The organism is Sediminitomix flava (assembly GCF_003149185.1).
GTDB lineage: Bacteria > Bacteroidota > Bacteroidia > Cytophagales > Flammeovirgaceae > Sediminitomix > Sediminitomix flava.
This window is the reverse complement of record NZ_QGDO01000004.1, coordinates 259,263-277,213: the sequence shown is the minus strand read 5'-3', so window position 1 is coordinate 277,213 and position 17,951 is coordinate 259,263. Positions and strand designations below refer to the sequence as shown.

3 protein-coding genes are annotated in these 17,951 nt (G+C 38.2%); all 3 read left to right on the top strand.

The features are described 5' to 3' along the window. The first annotated feature begins 8 nt into the window (after positions 1 to 8). Positions 9 to 7,661, top strand: a complete 7,653-nt coding sequence (locus tag BC781_RS16645; RefSeq protein ID WP_109619852.1) for a S8 family serine peptidase — start codon at positions 9 to 11, stop codon at positions 7,659 to 7,661. A gap of 90 nt (positions 7,662 to 7,751) precedes the next feature. Next, complete coding sequence (locus tag BC781_RS16640; protein ID WP_109619850.1) at positions 7,752 to 9,455, top strand: ABC transporter C-terminal domain-containing protein; 1,704 nt, start codon at positions 7,752 to 7,754, stop codon at positions 9,453 to 9,455. A 609-nt stretch (positions 9,456 to 10,064) separates the two neighbouring features. Beyond that, positions 10,065 to 17,657, top strand: a complete 7,593-nt coding sequence (locus BC781_RS16635) for a S8 family serine peptidase (RefSeq protein WP_109619848.1) — start codon at positions 10,065 to 10,067, stop codon at positions 17,655 to 17,657. Positions 17,658 to 17,951 lie beyond the last annotated feature (294 nt).

Below are 17,951 nucleotides of genomic sequence, written 5' to 3'. Positions count from 1 at the left end.
TAATAACAATGAGATTAAGAAATTCAATATATAGCATAATTGCATTTCTGTTTCTGAGTATCTCTTGGGCAGGAGCACAAGATTTAGCAGATATAGAAGCAGGGAAAGTGCGAATTAAGTTTACCGAAGAGTTCGAAGCAGCGAACTTATCGATGACAAGTAATTCATCGGTGTCATCTTCGGCAAGAATGGCAAACATTGCAGCAATTGATTTACAATCGGTCAATCAGCAATTCAATATTACAGTTTTTACAAGGGTCTTCCCATTCTCAGAAAAATATGAGGCAAGACACCGTAAACACGGATTACACTTGTGGTATGAAGTTCAGTTTGGTGCAAACCAAGACCCAAGAGAAGTAGTAGAGGCTTATGCCTCAGTGAGTGGCGTAGAGATCGCAAAACCTATTTATAAAAAGATAGGGTCTTTTGAGAATGCAAAGCCAGTTTACCTGTCTGAAGCTGAAATTGTAAGAGCAACAGCGGCAGCACCATTGGCATCGACCTATTTCAATGATCCGTTGTTGGTAGATCAGTGGCATTATGAAAATGACGGTTCTCGTGTCGGTTCAAATGATGCAGATATTGATATGGAAGCAGGTTGGGATATCACAACAGGTACTCCAAATGTAATCATTGCAATTGTTGATGGAGGTATTGATACCGTTCACCCAGATTTACAAGCCAACCTTTGGAGAAATGAAGCTGAATTAAATGGTGAATTAGGAGTTGATGATGATGGAAATGGATATGTAGATGATTTTCATGGCTATAGCTTTCATTCCAACGGACAAGTTACTGCCACTACACACGGTACTCACGTAGCAGGGACAGTGGCAGCTGTGTCTAACAATGGTATTGGTGTTGCAGGTGTCGCAGGTGGCGACGGTACAGAAGGTAGTGGTGTTCGTTTGATGTCTTGTCAGATTTTCGGAGAAGGAGGCGCTAGTGCGGGTTCTGCAGCGGCTTATGTTTATGCAGCAGATAATGGCGCTGTCATCGCACAAAGTTCTTGGGGATATACTTCTGCAGGTGTTTACGAGCAAGATGTTCAAGATGCAATTGCTTATTTCAGAGAAGAAGCTGGTAATCTAGCAGATTATCCAGATTCACCAATGGTAGGTGGTCTTCCAATTTTTGCAGCAGGTAATAACGGACAAGAAGGATTTTTCTATCCAGGAGCAGATGATAATTGTTTTGCAGTATCATCGGTAGGTCCTGAGGATTTACCAGCACCTTATACAAACCACGGCGATTGGGTTGATATTGCAGCTCCAGGTGGAGATTTATCTTATGGCGATATCGGAGCGGTACTCAGTACATTCCCAGGAAATAGATATGGATATCTTCAAGGTACATCAATGGCTTGTCCACATGTATCGGGGGTAGCAGGTTTGGTATTAAGTGAACTATCTGATTTGATTTCGTCACCAGCAGAATTGCAAGCAGCAGTAATGCAAGGTGCGTCCGCTTTCCCATCAGATTTGAATAGTTATTATGATGGTAAGTTGGGTGTCGGTTTATTGAATGCTAGAGGAGCACTTCAGTCGGATGGAAAAATTCCTCCAGCAAATTTCAAAGACCTCAGAATTGAAAATACAACACATACAGCCTTAGATTTGGTATGGACAGTTCCTGCCGATGAGGATGACGAAAGTCCGTTCGCTTATTATTTATGGTTGAGTGCTGGAGAAGAAATTACGGAGGATTATATGAATAATTTCAATCCGTACTTCTTGAGCAATACCATTATAGCAGGAGATACAGCAACTTTAAGTATTGGAGGTCTTCGTAAGAAATCAACGTATTATTTTGCATTGCAAGCAGTTGACCGTTGGGGAAATGCCAATGATATTGCTTATGTACATACGACTACTTTGGATGAGCCTTTCTTCTCATTCTCACCGAAAAACATCTCTTTAGAAATTGATGTAACTACGCAAAAAGTAGTAGAAGAATATGTGACTTTGAGCAATGATGGAGAAGCGACATTGTATTGGGAGGGTTCTGTAGAAAATGAAGGGCCAGTCTTCGATGAAGATGATGAGGAGGAAGAAGAAGCGGCTGCTTCAGCATTGAGTTCTTTATTCAAAAATGGACCGCAGATTCAAATGCTTTCTGATGGTCATGCAACATTGAACTTCGGTGAAGTATTTGATGTGAACGGGCAAATGGGCTATGCTTCAACAGCTTCTGTGGAAGAGCATGCAGAGGCAGAGTTTGTAGCCAAGGCATTCAACAATGAGGAGATCAAAACAGATACACTAGTTGATAGAACGCAATACATTGCCGGGCTTCAGCACGAATTCAATGACAATTCTTTTGATTTCGGTTTTGGAGTAGGCTCTCGCAACATTGGTTATGTAACAGCAACACGTTATGAAATCCCTGTAGATTATCGTCTTCCGCTTACACATATGGAAACATTGATGTGGATGGAAAAAGGGCTAGATGATCCATTTATTATAGAAATCTGTAGAGGAAGTGAGTATATCACAGATGAAATGGAAGTGCTTTACGCACATGCATATTACCCAAGAGAAGATTTGACAGGAGGTTGGGCTTGGCATAAAATCGCTTTTCCTCGTACTATTGAAACTTCTGGAGGAGATATCATTTGGGTAAAAATTTACCATCCAAAAGTACAAGCTTCTTACCAAGGAACAGATTATACATCAGAGTTCCAAGGGTGGAATTTCTTTGTGAGTAGAAATGAAGGACGAACCTTCTTCTTCGGTGCTGAAGAACTGCCATACTCTGGTTATGCCATTCCGAAAGTACGTTTATTCTCTGCAGGAGAAGACCCTGCACACGCTTATTTCGACCCTGTTAGTGGAGAAGTAAAAGGTGGAAAAGAAGAGAAAGTAAGAGTTGTAGTAGATGGTTCAAACTTGACTGAAGGAAAGCACTCAACCTCTGCAGTACTCTATACAAACGATGAAAACTACCCAATCGCAACAGTAGCTTTAGACATTAATATTGTTGGTCAAGAAGCTATCGCAGATTATGAAGCAAAACAGTCTTTAGGAGTTGTTTATGCGGGTGCGAAAAATGATGTGAAGTTCGCGATCAGAAATGCAGGTCTTGCAGATTTGGAAATCACAGGTATCGAAAGTGATAACCCCGATTTGGAATATACAGGAGTAGATACATTGATCCTTGGACCAAACTTTGAGAGTACACTTTCAATGCGTGTGACACCATCAACTCCAGGAGAATTTGTGGGAGAAGGTAGGATTAAGACGAATATTGGAGACTTAAAAGTAGAGTTTTACGCTTCTGTATCGGCTCCAGCAGTTGCTGAATATCCAGCAGAGATAGAAGGGACTACAAATTCAGGAGAAGCTGTAGAGGTAAACTTTACCGTTAAGAATACAAGTGACGATGAAGTATTGTATGTAAAGACGCCCTTGGCTTTCAAAGAGAAACACCCAGATATTCATTATGTGGAAGACCCAGCTAATGCAGGCGAATTTGAAGATATCGCAGATTTCGGTACTTCTATCGCTGAGTATGTATTGAATGGTTATGCTTGGGAAGTACCGATCGGTTTCAAATTCCCATACTTCGATACAGAATATGAATACATTGGAGTACATGCAGATGGTTTCATGTGGTTCTTGGAAACGCCAGTACCTGATTATGGAAGTTCGGGAGTAATGTATGATATGAATGAATTCCCTAATCAAGAAGGCTTATTGAGTACAATTTCTCTTCTGTTCCATGAGTTATCCATTGTAGATGATGTGTTCAGAAAAATCCCTAGTGAGGCAGACCTTGTTTATGCTAATATGGGAGATCACTTTATCGTACAATATGACAATGTAAAGGATGACTTGACGGATGAGGATGAAGGTCGCATGACGATGCAATTAGCCTTATTCCAAGATGGTGCGATTGAGTTTAGATATGCAGATATTGATGAAAATGCAGTAGCAGACAGTAGTGCTTTAGTTGGTTTCCAGAATATGGAAGGAACGGTTGGTTACACGATTCAGAAAAGAAGTGATGACCAAGTAGTGCAAGCAAATACGACTTACCGTTTTGTGAGAGAAGATGGTTTTGGAACTAGATACGTTTCTTCACTTTCAGAAACAGATTTCCAAGTTCAACCAAATCAAGAAAAAGAGATCACTGCAGTGTTAGACCCTCGTTTGGCAGATTTGACAGCAGGAACTTACAAAGATGTTATCTATCTAGATGCTAATACAGAAAATTTGAGAGACACAATCAGAGTGACTCTAAATGTTGAAGGATATGGACAAATGGAAGTCGATACCGCTGAATTAGCCTTTGAATCCATTATGATTGGTTTGTCTGATACGGTAGGTTTCTTTATTGAAAATATGGGTACGGCACCAATGGAAGTGACACAATTATTTGATGCTCCTTCTGCATTTACGGTAAATCACGAAGTACCATTTACGGTACAAGCTAGAACGAAAAAACATATTGTTCTGGAATATGCACCAACAAACTTGGACGAAGAGTTTACAGAGCAAATGGTGATTATTGCCGATGGTGTAGGGCTTAAAACAGTAGAGGTGACAGCAAGTTCACACTTGTCACCTGAGCCTACAGCAGCACTTAGTCAGTCAAACTTTAGCTTAGCAACTTTCGAAGAAGGAAAGGTAACGCTGACCGTAGAAAATACAGTAGATTCTGATTTGGAATATACACTTCACCCAGCGTCTACAATGTTGGTGGATACAAAAGCTGGAACGGTAAATTCGTATACATATAGTGACTCACACTATGATGCTCAAGTACGTTATGATTGGGTCGAAATTGCCGAAGAAGAAAATCGTTTGACCATTCCGACGGATGGTTATTTACCAGTGAAATTGCCATTTACGTATAACTTCTATGGCGAAAACTTTGACTCTATCTATGTTTGTGAAAACGGGTATATCACCGCAGTAAGACCGCAAGTAGCTACAGACCCGAAATATGGTCCATATTTGCCAAATGATGGGGTTACAGCAGTCATTTCTCCAATGCGTTCTTCATGGAAAGTAAATGAAGTAGATGAACTTTCAGGAATTTACTTATCTGCAGAAGATGACCATGTAGTTGTCGAGTTCAAGAAATTAATTGCAAGTGTTTGGGGATTCCCAGGCTATGCTACTTTTGAATTGATCTTGGAAGCCGATGGTACGATCAAATTTCAGTATGAAGAAGTAGATAACTTCAATGGTGAATTCTGGTATGGTTTGAAGCACTTGAACGGTGAAGATTTTGTTGATCTTGGTCGCACAGGTCATGATTATCCAGATGTATTTAATACACGTTTTGAAGACTATCAAGCGATCATTTTACAGCCAGCTCTATCAACAAAAATTGAGGGTGAAGGAACGAACACACACGAATTTGCTCTAAAACCAGACTTATTATTGGAAGGAGTTTATGAAGATACACTAGTAATTACTTCAAATAGTTTCATTACGCCAGAATTGAAGTTACCAATAAGCTATGCGGTATCGGGGAATTTATCTTATGAAATTTCAACAGATACCCTAGACTTTGGAAATGTATTTTATGTAGAGGGCGAAGATGAAGCTTACACAGCAAGTTTTACGATTCTGAATACAGGAACAAAAGATATAGAGTTCAATAGCATTGATTTACCAAATCTTCCTGAGACTACATTATTTGCAGATGGTTCAGAGTTGTATTTCAAAGGAGAAGGAGAGTTGATTTCTAATTTGGTGTTAGCGCCAGGAGTAACAAAAGAGCTTACATTAGAATTTGAGGCAACAGAAGAGAAGGCTTATACGACAAACTTAGTATTGCATACAGCGTCTGTTTCAGAAACGGTAGTAGTAACTGCAGCAACAATATTACCACCAGTATTTGAATTGGAAGCAGAAGATTTTACCGCTCAAATGAATTCAATCGATACATTGGCACATTCATTTGTTGTGAAAAATACAGGTGATTCAGACTTGAGCTTTATTGCAAAGGCAGGTTATGAGTTCCTTACTTCAGAAGCTAAACAAGCTACTGCGTCAATGTTCGGAATGACAGAGGAAGAGATTGAGGCAGATTCAAAAGCTAGTTTCGATTCGCTTCACTATGACCACAGCAAAGCAACTTCAGATGGTTTTCATGGTAATAACTCTACTTACCCAATTACAACGGCGGTAAGAATGACTGCACCAGCCGAAGGTTTTGTGATCAGCCACATGCGATTAATGACCTATGTCGCTACTGCAGGACAAATGAGAATAAGTATCTATGAAGGATTGACAAATATACCAGATAACAATGAAGTGATCTACGAGGAAGATTTCACCATAAATGAAGGACTTGGCTCAGAAATGTGGAGACTTTTTGAGTTTGAAAAAGCAGTTGCTATCAATGGTGGAGAAGATTTCTACGTCGTTATTTCTCACCCAGAAGGAGGGAAGCATTCTTTTGACAGTAGCGATAGTCATGGAAATAATCCTTCGGTAACTTATCGTCAGTTCTTTAAACCAGCACCATTATCAGAAAAGGATAGAGACTGGTTCTCTGGAGACCCTGATAATACATCTGGACCGAAAGACCCTGAAACGGGAGAGTTAAGAGATGCTGAGTTGTTAGAGTTCGTATGGAAAATTAGAGCATTATCATTCCAAGCCAACTGGATTGAGTTAGATGCGGTAGAAGGTGTGATTGAAGCAGGAGAAAGCCTTGAAATCAATTCTGATATTATCGGAAAGAACCTTGCTCAAGGTGTAAATGTGGGATATGTCACAGTAACGACAAATGATCCTGTAAATACAAAACCTCAAAAAATCAATTATGAGGTAACATCTAACGTTGGTCCGATCGTGACTTATTCACCAGATCAATATGGAGAGCCTATCAAGGTGAAAGAGGGAGAAACGAAGGTGGTTAATATGCTCGCTTCAGACCCTGAAGGAGATGTATTGAGTTTTGAAATGGCAAATGATTCTTCTTTTGCGACTGTGGAAAAAGTAGCTGACCTTCAAGCTCAAGTTACTTTAGCACCAAGCCATGACGACCAAGGAGTTCAGGACATTGAAGTGAAAGTTCTAGATCAACATGGAAACTACGTAATTCATCCGATTTCAATTCTTGTAGAAGATATCAACAGAACACCTGTAGGAGCAGAGCCTTGGGCTGTAAATCTTCTTTTGGAACAGCCAATTGGTTATACCATTGACATTGCAGAAGTATTTGAAGATGCAGATGAAGATGTTCTTCAGTATGGAGCGATCAATGACACACCAGATGTCATAGACGTTGCTTACGGTTCTGAAGACTTAGTCATCATTCCAAAGCAAAAAGGAGTAGGTGTGGTTTACATTCTCGCAGACGATGGTAGAGAAAATGGCTTCACTTACACTTACGTGGTCGTCTATGTTTATTCTCAAGAAGACTTAGGAGAAGCAAGTGTCACAGCAGAGCTATCCGTTTATCCTAATCCAATGATTGATGAAGTACAATTGAGCTTTGAAACAGAAGCGAGAGGTACGGCTTTGATTGAGGTGATAAACATGGATGGAACCACAATGAATACTTATGAGCAAGTATTGAAGGATGAAGATCAGCAGCAGATTGAATACCATGTAGACGGTTTACCTGCAGGAGTTTACATGATCCGTATCAGTACAGCCAATGAGTTGATTGGAGTGGAACGAATTATCGTGCAATAAATCAAGCATTTTACACAAGAGGGAAGCAAGTACTCTTTCTTCCCTCTATCTCATATTTTTTTCATTTTTTTATTTTAAACCAATACAATTATGCGCTTTAAGAATTATGTTATCGGAGCTGCTTTATTGTCTTTAGTAGCTTGTAACACCGATGAGCTAGACCAACTAAGACTAGACTTGGAAGAACAACAACAAGAGTTGACTGATCTTCAAGGTGAGCTAGAAAAATTAAAAGAGAGTCAAGAAGCAGCTATTGCAGCAGCAATTGCTAGCCTTGAACAACAAATGGCGGACTTGGAAGGAGAAAGTTCTGCAAAATTAGCAGAGTTAACTCAACGTTTGGAGTCTGAAGAAAATGCGATATTCTGGGGTAGTTTATCTACAGATGAAGCATATGCTAAATTGACAGAAGACAATCTTGTTGTGATGGGTAATGTAGTTGTTCGTTCAGCTGATGACTTGGCTAAATTGAGCAATGTTCAAGTCGTTAGTGGCAATTTGGAAGTGATGTACACAGACGTTACTGAAGTTAGTATTGAAGGTTTGGTAACTGTTGGAGGTGGATTGTTTGTAGAGGGTAACTCTATGTTGGAAAATCTATCTCTGCCTATGCTTTTGGGTGTTACAGGAAATATTGAGCTTGTGAATAATATGAGCTTAACAGAGCTTTCATTTGCTAGCTTAGGAGTTGCTGAGAAGGGCGTATTAATCTACAATGACTTGAGCCAATTTGATCAAGCAAATCCTGTAAATGAAAATGCAGGAACATTTAATTTCCCTAAACTAAAGAGCATTGCGAATGACTTATTTGTTCAGAATAGTTTTGTCGCAGACTTTGATGCTGAAATGTTGGAAATGATTGGAGGTAGACTATACTTCCGTGAAAATGCTTCATTGGAAAGTGTTGACTTTAGTGCGTTAACAGAAGTATCAGGTATCCAAAAAACAATGGAGCTAGAAGATATTGTTGGTGTAAATGTTGAGTGGGGAGAGTCATTGAAAGGGGCACTAGTATTTGACTACAATACTTCAGATAATGAGGCTGTACTAGCAGATTTTAGCTTCTTCAATAGCCTTAAAACAGTAGATGGGGATATCTATGTGAACTATCCATCTGTAAATAACTTCAATGCATTTAATGCTTTGGAAACAGTAACTTATTCTGGTGGAGGTGTAGGAAACGGTTTGGGTAATGTATCTCCTAACTTTGGTATTGGATTACCTGGCGGATCAACAGATGGTTCTCATAATGTAACTTTGATGGGCTTTACTGATATTGCTTCTATTAGCGGATTCGCTAAAGCTGAAAACTTCAATAAGTTTGACCTTAATATCGGTAAATTAGCTGCACAAGGTGTTTTAGATGTTTTACCAGTGTTGAAAAAAGGTCATGTAAGAGTGAAAATTTCAAATGGAAATGATTTTGCTTATTCATCATCTTTGTCGATCAACCATTTTACAGAATTGGAGAATGGTACTTTCACAGTAGACTCATTCAACTCATCTGTAGTATTTACAGAAAGTGAAGTATTCACTAAGATCATGGATATCTATGATAACCCATATACATATAATGCCATTGTAGATATCTCAATCATTAGATATGTAGATACAGTAAGCGAATTAAGTCTATGTCCGTTTAAGACATACGTTACTCCATTCGAGAATTTCTCAGATTGGATGAAAAATATGGCCTTTAGTTATCAATTTACTGATAGCAGTGATGATACTGCTAGCCCAATTTATGGCGGAGGTAATATGGATGATGTATTGTCTGACGATACATGTAACTAAGTATATCATTTAACTGAAAGCTACCCACTGTTTTTTAGTGGGTAGTTTATTAACCTGTTCAATCAATCATATCAAGAAATAGAATTGAGAATAATAAAGTGTTTTTCATATAAGTCTTGTCGACTTGTAACTTTTTAAAATTGAATTGGTAAAACGTGATGAAAATAAATGAGGGGGCTTTTAGTCCCCTCTTTTTATAAAGAAATGTTACGTTTTATACTTATTCAAAGTATGATACTATTTGACTTCATAGGATTAAATCAGATTGATTCAAAAAAAATGTAGGGATTAAGGCTTTTATATTCAGTTGTTTACATGTGTTTTTAGTACTGCTAAGATGTATAAGTACTACTTAGTTGGTCTAAAGCTATTTGCTAAAGTATTATGCAATTAATATGGGATACAGAATGATGGTATTTCCATGAAACCTTAAGAAGCTAATGAGCACTTATTTCTACTATAAAGCTGTATGGGTATACAATTTTTAAAGGTGAGATAAGTGAAATAATACATAGAAACCAATTCGAAACTACACAATAACAGACCACTCTAATTGCTAGGTGTGTAACACTGAAAATTCTTTTGTATAAGAGGTCTATAACTTTTTCAATGATGAACTTTAGAAATGTCATATATAGCATAATTGCTCTTCTATACTTGAGTATAAATTTGGGCACAGCTCAAGAATTATCAGATATAGAAGCAGGTAAAATTCGTGTGAAATTCACGGAAGAATTTGAAGCTGTAAATTTATCAATGAGTAGTACAGCTTCAGTTTCGTCTTCTGCAAGAATGTCGAGTATGGGTTCCGTTGAGTTAAAGTCTGTAAATGAACAGCACAATGTTACAATATTCAGAAGAGTATTCCCTTTCTCAGAAAAACATGAAGCAAGACATCGAAAACATGGTTTACATTTGTGGTATGAGGTGCAATTTAGTTCAACTCAAGATCCTAGAGAAGTTGTAGAATCTTACAATAGTATAAATGGGGTTACTTTGGCAAAACCTGTTTATAAAAAAGTGGGGACTTTTGAAAACACTAAACCTATTTATGTATCAGCAGCGAGGATGGCTTCGGCTTCTACGCAATCTTCTTTGTCATCAACTTTTTTTGATGACCCTTTATTGGTTGATCAATGGCATTATGAAAATGATGGATTAAGAGTCGGAACAGCAGATTCGGATATTGATTTGGAGGCTGCTTGGGAAATAAATACAGGTTCACCCGAAGTAATTATAGCTATTGTTGATGGAGGAATTGATGTAGCGCATGAAGATTTAGCAGCCAATCTTTGGGTAAATGAAATCGAGAAGAATGGAGAAATAGGAGTAGATGATGATGGAAACGGCTATATAGATGATATACACGGTTATAATTTTCATTCCAATGGACAAGTTACAGCCGTGACACATGGTACACATGTAGCAGGTACAGTAGCTGCAGTATCAAATAATGGTGTAGGAGTAGCAGGTGTAGCAGGAGGAGATGGAAGTGAAGGCAGTGGTATTCGAATGATGTCTTGTCAGATTTTCCAAGAAACAGGTTCTAGTCACGGAGCAGCAGCCGCTTATATTTATGCCGCAGATAATGGAGCCGTTATCGCGCAAAGTTCATGGGGGTACACTTCTCCAGGAGTGTATGAGCAAGATGTTCAAGATGCATTACGCTATTTTGTAGAGGAAGCAGGAAATACAGATGAGTTTCCGAACTCACCAATTGTAGGAGGTTTACCGATTTTTACAACGGGTAATAACGGTATGGAAGATGTCTTTTATCCTGCAGCAGATCAGCGTTGCCTATCAGTAAATGCAGTAGGGCCTACAAACTTACCAACATCTTATACTAATCACGGAACATGGACAAACATTTCAGCACCTGGAGGAGATATGTCTTTTGGTGAAATAGGGCAAGTGTTGAGTACATTTCCAGGCAATAAATACGGTTACTTACAAGGTACTTCAATGGCTTGTCCGCATGTATCGGGCGTGGCAGGGCTTGTATTGAGTGAATTGGGAAATGAAATATCGACAGCAGACGAACTGAAGGCTAGAATTATGCAAGGAGCAGCAGATTTTCCTGCAGAAATGCATAGTTACTATAATGGTAAAATGGGAGTCGGAATATTGAATGCACGAGCAGCTCTTCAGTCAGATGGTAAATTACCCCCAGAAAATATCACAGATTTACGTGTTGATAACTTGACACATACCGCTTTAGATTTGATATGGACAGTACCTTCCGATGAAGACGATGAAAGTCCTTACTTGTTTTATTTGTGGTTAAGTACCGAGGAAATCACTGAGGATTACTTAGAAAATTTTTCACCTTATATCATCCCAAATACTTTAGCTGCGGGCGATACAGCCCAATTAAATATTGAAGGTTTACGTAAGCAGACTTCATATTATTTTGCTTTGCAAGCTGTAGACCGTTGGGGAAATACGAATGAGGTAGCTTATACCTCTAAACAAACATTAGATGAACCTCTTTTTTCATTCTCACCTAAAAATATAAGTGTAGAAATTGATGTCACCGAAGAGAAAGTTGTAGAAGAATATGTTCACTTGAGAAATGATGGTGAGTCTCCATTATTATGGGAAGGATTTGTAGAAAATAATGGGCCAATTTTCAATGAAGAAGATGAAAGCGAAGAAGGTTCTATTTCTTCTTTGAGTTCATTATTTAAGACTGGACCAAAAATTCAAATGCTATCTGATGGACGTGCACGTCTTAACTTTGGCGGAGTATATGATGTAAATGGACAGATGGGTTTTGCTTCTGTAATGTCTTCAAATACTGGAGATGGAACGTTTGAAGTGAAGTCATTTTATGACGAAGAAATCCGAACAGATACATTGACCGATAGAACTAGATACATTGCAGGGCTTCAGCATGAATTCAATGACAATTCTTTTGACTTTGGGTTTACAGAACCCTCAGCAAACATGGGCTATGTTTCTGCGGTACGTTATGAAATTCCGCTAGATTATCGATTGCCTCTTACGCATATGGAAGCCTTATGGTGGCTAGAAGAAGGTATGAAAGACCCTTTCGTCATTGAAATTTGTAAAGGAGGACAGACGGTTTTTGAAGAAATGGAGGTACTTCATGCACAAACTTTTTACCCTCGAGAAGAAAGTTTAGGCTTTTGGACTTGGAATAGAGTTCCATTTTCTCGTGCAATAGAAACTTCTGGAGGAGATATTATTTGGGTCAAGATATATCATCCTAAAGCACCACTTACGTATCAAGCAGTAGATTATTCACCACAGTTTCCTGGTTGGGATTATTTCATAAGTCATGATGAAGGACGTAGTTTTCAAACTGCTTCAGTTGAGCTTCCTTACGGCGGATATGCGATTCCTAAAGTTCGATTATTTAGTGCGGGTGAAGATCCTGCTCATGTGTATTTTGACCCAATCAGTGGGCAAGTAGCTGGAGGAACAGAAGAGCAAGTGAGATTAGTGATAGATGGTAGCCATTTGACAGAAGGAAAGCATGAAACTGCTGCTGTAATTTATACAAATGATACGAATTACCCGATAGGAACAGTAGCTGTTGATATGAACATTTTAGGGCAAAAAGCTATTGCAGATTATGAACGAGATTTGTCTTTAGGAGTGACTTATGCAGGGGCAGCAAAAGATGTGAAATTTAAAATTAAAAATACAGGTTTTGCCAATTTAGAAATTACAGGAATCGAATTAGATAACCCAGAAATTGAATATACAGGAGCTGATACCTTGATTATTGAGCCTAATTTTGAAGGAGAATTAGCTGTTCGAGTTACTCCAACTACAATGGGGGTATTTTCAGAGGAAACAGTTATAAAATCTAATATTGGTGATCTAGAAATTAACTTTTATGGGACAGTAAAAGAACCTGCTGTAGCTCAATTTTCAGCTAAAACACTGACAGCAGAAACGAGAGTTGGAGAAAAAGTGGAGGTTTCTTTTGAAGTAGAAAATACGAGTGATCAAGTACTCGACATTCAAATACCTTTAGCTTTTGATGAAAAACATGGAAACTCTGTTTATCTAGAAGACCATGCAAATGCGAGTGATTTTGAAGATATTTCTACTTTCGGGATTTCAGTAAGAGATGATGTTTTAAACGCTTATGCAACTGAAGTATCCTTAGGATTCAAGTTTCCATTTTTCAATGAAGAATTTGAGAACATCACACTATTTGCCGATGGTTTGGTGTGGTTGCCTGCCCGAATTAGCCCTTGGTTGGGTTCTGTATCAGCTTACAGAACATTAAATGAATTTCCATCAGAAGAAGGTCTGTTAGGTACGTTTGCCGTGATGGGAAATGAAATGATTATTGTTGACGATGTATTTTGGAAAATCCCAAGTGAATCAGATTTACTTTATGCCGATCTTGGTGACCGTTTTATTGTACAATATGACAATGTAAAGTCTAATTTGAAAGATGAGGAAGAAGGGCGACTTACAGCACAGTTAGTTTTATTTCAAGATGGAGCCATAGAGTTTAGATATGAAAATATTGATGCAAATTCTATAGCTGATAATGCGTTGGTGGGTTTCCAAAATTTGGAAGGAACAGTAGGTTATACGCTTCAAAAAAGGGATGCAGGGCGGATAGTAAAAGCCAATACGTCTTATCGTTTTGTACGAGAACATGGGGCTAACTTTGTCTCTGCAGTATCCGAGAAAAATTTTAGTCTAAAGCCTTCAGAAACAAAGACTATAACTGTAGAACTAGACCCTGAAATGGCAGGACTTACTGATGGTACTCATCATGATATGGTCTTTATGAATACAAATACAGCTGATGGTTATGAGAAAGTAGATATTGAGTTGCAAGTAAATGGTTATGCACAGTTAGAATTAGCAAAAGGTGAATTAAACTTTGAGCCTGTAATGGTCGGTTTGTCCGATACGGCAAGTTTCTTCATTGAGAATATTGGTACAGCACCTATGACGGTTTCTCAACTATTTGAAGGAAGCAGTATTTTCACGATAAATCAAGAAGTGCCTTTCACGGTAGCAGCAGGTGAACGAAAGCAAATTTTACTTACATATTCACCAACAACAAAAGAAGAGGTAAGCGAACAATGGCTTGTGACCTCGGAAGGTATAGGGCAGCAGTCGATTGAAATTAATAGCAGTTCATTCTTGTCTCCTGAACCGACAGCAGAATTGTCTGATCTGATTTTTAGCCTAAAAACATTGGAGACAGATGTAGCAACACTTACGATTGCAAATACCATAGATACAGACTTGAACTATACGATTGAGCCAACTTCTATCATGAAGCTAAATACCAATGATGGAGAGGTAAACGGCTATACTTATCGTGATTCTCATTACGATGCTCAGGTTCGTTATGAATGGATTGATATTGCTGAAGAAGAAAATAAAATCTATGTGCCAACAGATGGTTTTGTAGCTGTAGAATTACCGTTTTCATATACTTTTTATGGTGAAACTTTTGATTCTATTTGGGTGTGTGAGAATGGTTACATCACATCTAAAGAGCCTCAAATAAGTTCAGACCCACAGTATGGCCCACATTTGCCCGATGACGGGATTTCTGGGGTAATGGCTCCAATGCGAGCTGCATGGACACTCAATTCGGCTGAAGATAGCTCAGGAATATATATGTCAGTTGAAGAAAATCGTGTCATCGTAGAATACAAGAGAGTTGTTTCGAGCCTATGGGGAAATCCTGGATATGCGACTTTTGAGGTCATTTTGCAAGCTGATGGTTTAGTAAAATTTCAGTATAAAGAAGTCGATAATTTCAATGGTGAGATTTGGTATGGCCTGAAAGATTTGGAAGGAAAAACCTTTGTAGATATTGGTCGTGCAGGGCATGACTACCCTGATGTCTATAATACAAGGTTTGAGGATTATCAAGCAATCATTTTTCAACCAAAAGTAAGTGTAACGATACAAGGAGAAGGAAGTAAAACGCATGAACTTACCATGACTTCTGATAGACTTGAGGAAGGGATTTATGTGGATACTTTGGTTGTAATTTCAAATAGTTATTCAACTCCCGAAATTAGAATTCCTATCAGTTACACCGTAGAAGGCGTATTGGATTATACAGTTTCTAGAGATACGCTTGATTATGGAAATGTATTCTATGTAGAAGATGATATTCGTGAGTATTCGCAGGACTTCTCAATTTCGAATGTTGGAACAAAAGAACTAGTGATTGAAAGGATGAGTTTACCTGACTTTCCAGAAGTTAAGTTAAAGCTAGATGGCAAAGAGCTTTACTTTAAATCGGATGGAGAATTGATTTCAAATGTAGTTTTAGAAGCTGGAGAAAGTATTGTATTGACTTTGGTATTTGAGGCAGAAGAGGTTAAAACTTATGACTCTGAGTTAGTGCTTTATGATCAAGATTTAAATAGAACTACGATCAAGGTAGTAGCGAATTCGGTATTACCTCCAGTATTTGAATTGGAAAGTACTGACCTTGTAAAAAACATGAATGTGGTAGATACTTTATCTCATGCTTTCATGTTGAAAAATACAGGTAATGCACCATTGATTTATACTGCGAAGGCTGGTTATGAATTTACAAGCTCAACAGCGGCAAACACAGTTATGTCCGCTTTTGGTTTGACACAAGAAGAAGTGGTGGCTAAAAGTGCTACAACTTTCGATTCCATCCATTATGATATTTCTGAAAAGGCAGCTGCAACTAGAGGAAATAGAACAAACACACCGATTCGGACAGCTGTTCGTATGACTGCTCCTGCAGAAGGTTTTACAATTACACATCTCAGAATGATGGTAGATTATCTGTTCCAAGATTATGTGCGGGTAGAGGTGTATGATGGTTCGAGTAATTGGCCCGATGGAGGAAATCAACTGTTTGAACAAGACTTTTTATCAACAGCACAATTAGGTTCAAGTAATTGGATGTTGTTAGAATTTGATAGAGCAGTAAATATTCAAGGAGGAGAAGATTTCTATATCGTCATGTCACATCCCGAATTTGGAGAGGCGGCTTATGATCTTATTGATGATGAGAATATTTATAAAAGAAACTTTTTCCTACCGTCTATTGAACACCAAATAGATCAAAATGGCGGATGGTTTTCAGGAGATCCCGATAATACGATTTATGATGAGGTAGAACGATATGTTTGGAAGGTGAGAGCACTTTCTTTTCAAGCCAATTGGATAGAGTTAGATGCTGTAGAAGGGGTAATTGATGCGGGTGCCAGTCAGGAAGTTAATTCAATAGTATTGGGAAATAATTTAGCTCAAGGCTTAAATGTGGGTTATGTATCTATTTCGACTAATGATCCAGTAAAATCAAAAGCAAAGGTAAACTATGAAATAACGGCAAATGCATCTCCTCAAGTCACTTATTCCCCAGACCAATATGGTGAAGCGGTAAAAGTAGCAGAAGGAGAGAGCAAGATTGTGAATTTATTAGCGATAGACCCAGAGGATGACCATATAAGTTTTGAAATAGTTTCTGATTCTTCTTTTGCGACCGTGGAAAAAGTTGAGAGTAATCAGGCTCAAGTTCGTTTATCTCCAAGCCATGATGATCAAGGGGCACAAGAAGTTGAGCTTAAGGTAATAGATGAACATGGAAATTATGTTATACACCCATTTTCTGTATATGTTGAAGATGTAAACAGAACACCGCAGTCGGCAGAACCTTGGGCTGTGAATTTACTTTTGGAACAACCTATTGGTTATACAATCACCGTAGCTGAAGTTTTTGAAGATCAAGACGGGGATACGCTTCAGTACGGAGCAGTGAATGACACTCCAGATATCATAGATGTTGCTTACGGTCAAGAGGATTTAGTGATTATTCCGAAATCAGAAGGGGTCGGGATTGTATATATTTTGGCAGATGACGGTAAAGAAAATGGCTTCACATACATTTATGTTGTCGTTTATGTTTATTCGGAAGAAAGCTATACAAATACATATAACACAGTGAATTTATCAGTTTATCCAAATCCAATAGTCGATGAAGTACAGTTAAGTTTTGAGACTGAAGCTCGCGGAAAAGCGTTGATAGAAGTTATCAATTTGGAAGGAGACGTGATGAAAACCTATGAACAGGTATTAAATGATGGAAATAACCAAGAAGTAATATATCAAGTAGCAGGATTACCCGCAGGAGTTTACCTGATAAGAATTAGTACATCAACGGAGTTGATTGGTGTGAAACGGATTGTCGTGAAGTAGTTTAGTTAATTATTGTAGTACACTTATTCTATTTTAGCTAACTGAAAGGCTTTCATACTCTAGTCACTAGGAGGCATAAAATGTTTTTGAACTCTATATATTTTAAACAAAAACAAAGGGTAATGAATAGATTTTGAGTCGAATAAGATGGATAGGTAAAACGTGAATACAAAGGAAAAAAGAGCGCTTTTAGTGCTCTTTTTTTTGTGTCAGTCTAAAACTGCGTATTTAAAAATATAAGTAAATCTTAAAAGGTTATTTAGATAAATTAAAACTCATTAGTACGGCAAGTTT

What these genes read in the sequence shown, in the direction of transcription:
- BC781_RS16640 (WP_109619850.1), top strand. Translation starts at nt 7,752, where the DNA reads ATGCGCTTTAAGAATTATGTTATCGGAGCTGCTTTATTGTCTTTAGTA.
- BC781_RS16635 (WP_109619848.1), top strand. Translation starts at nt 10,065, where the DNA reads ATGATGAACTTTAGAAATGTCATATATAGCATAATTGCTCTTCTATAC.
- BC781_RS16645 (WP_109619852.1), top strand. Translation starts at nt 9, where the DNA reads ATGAGATTAAGAAATTCAATATATAGCATAATTGCATTTCTGTTTCTG.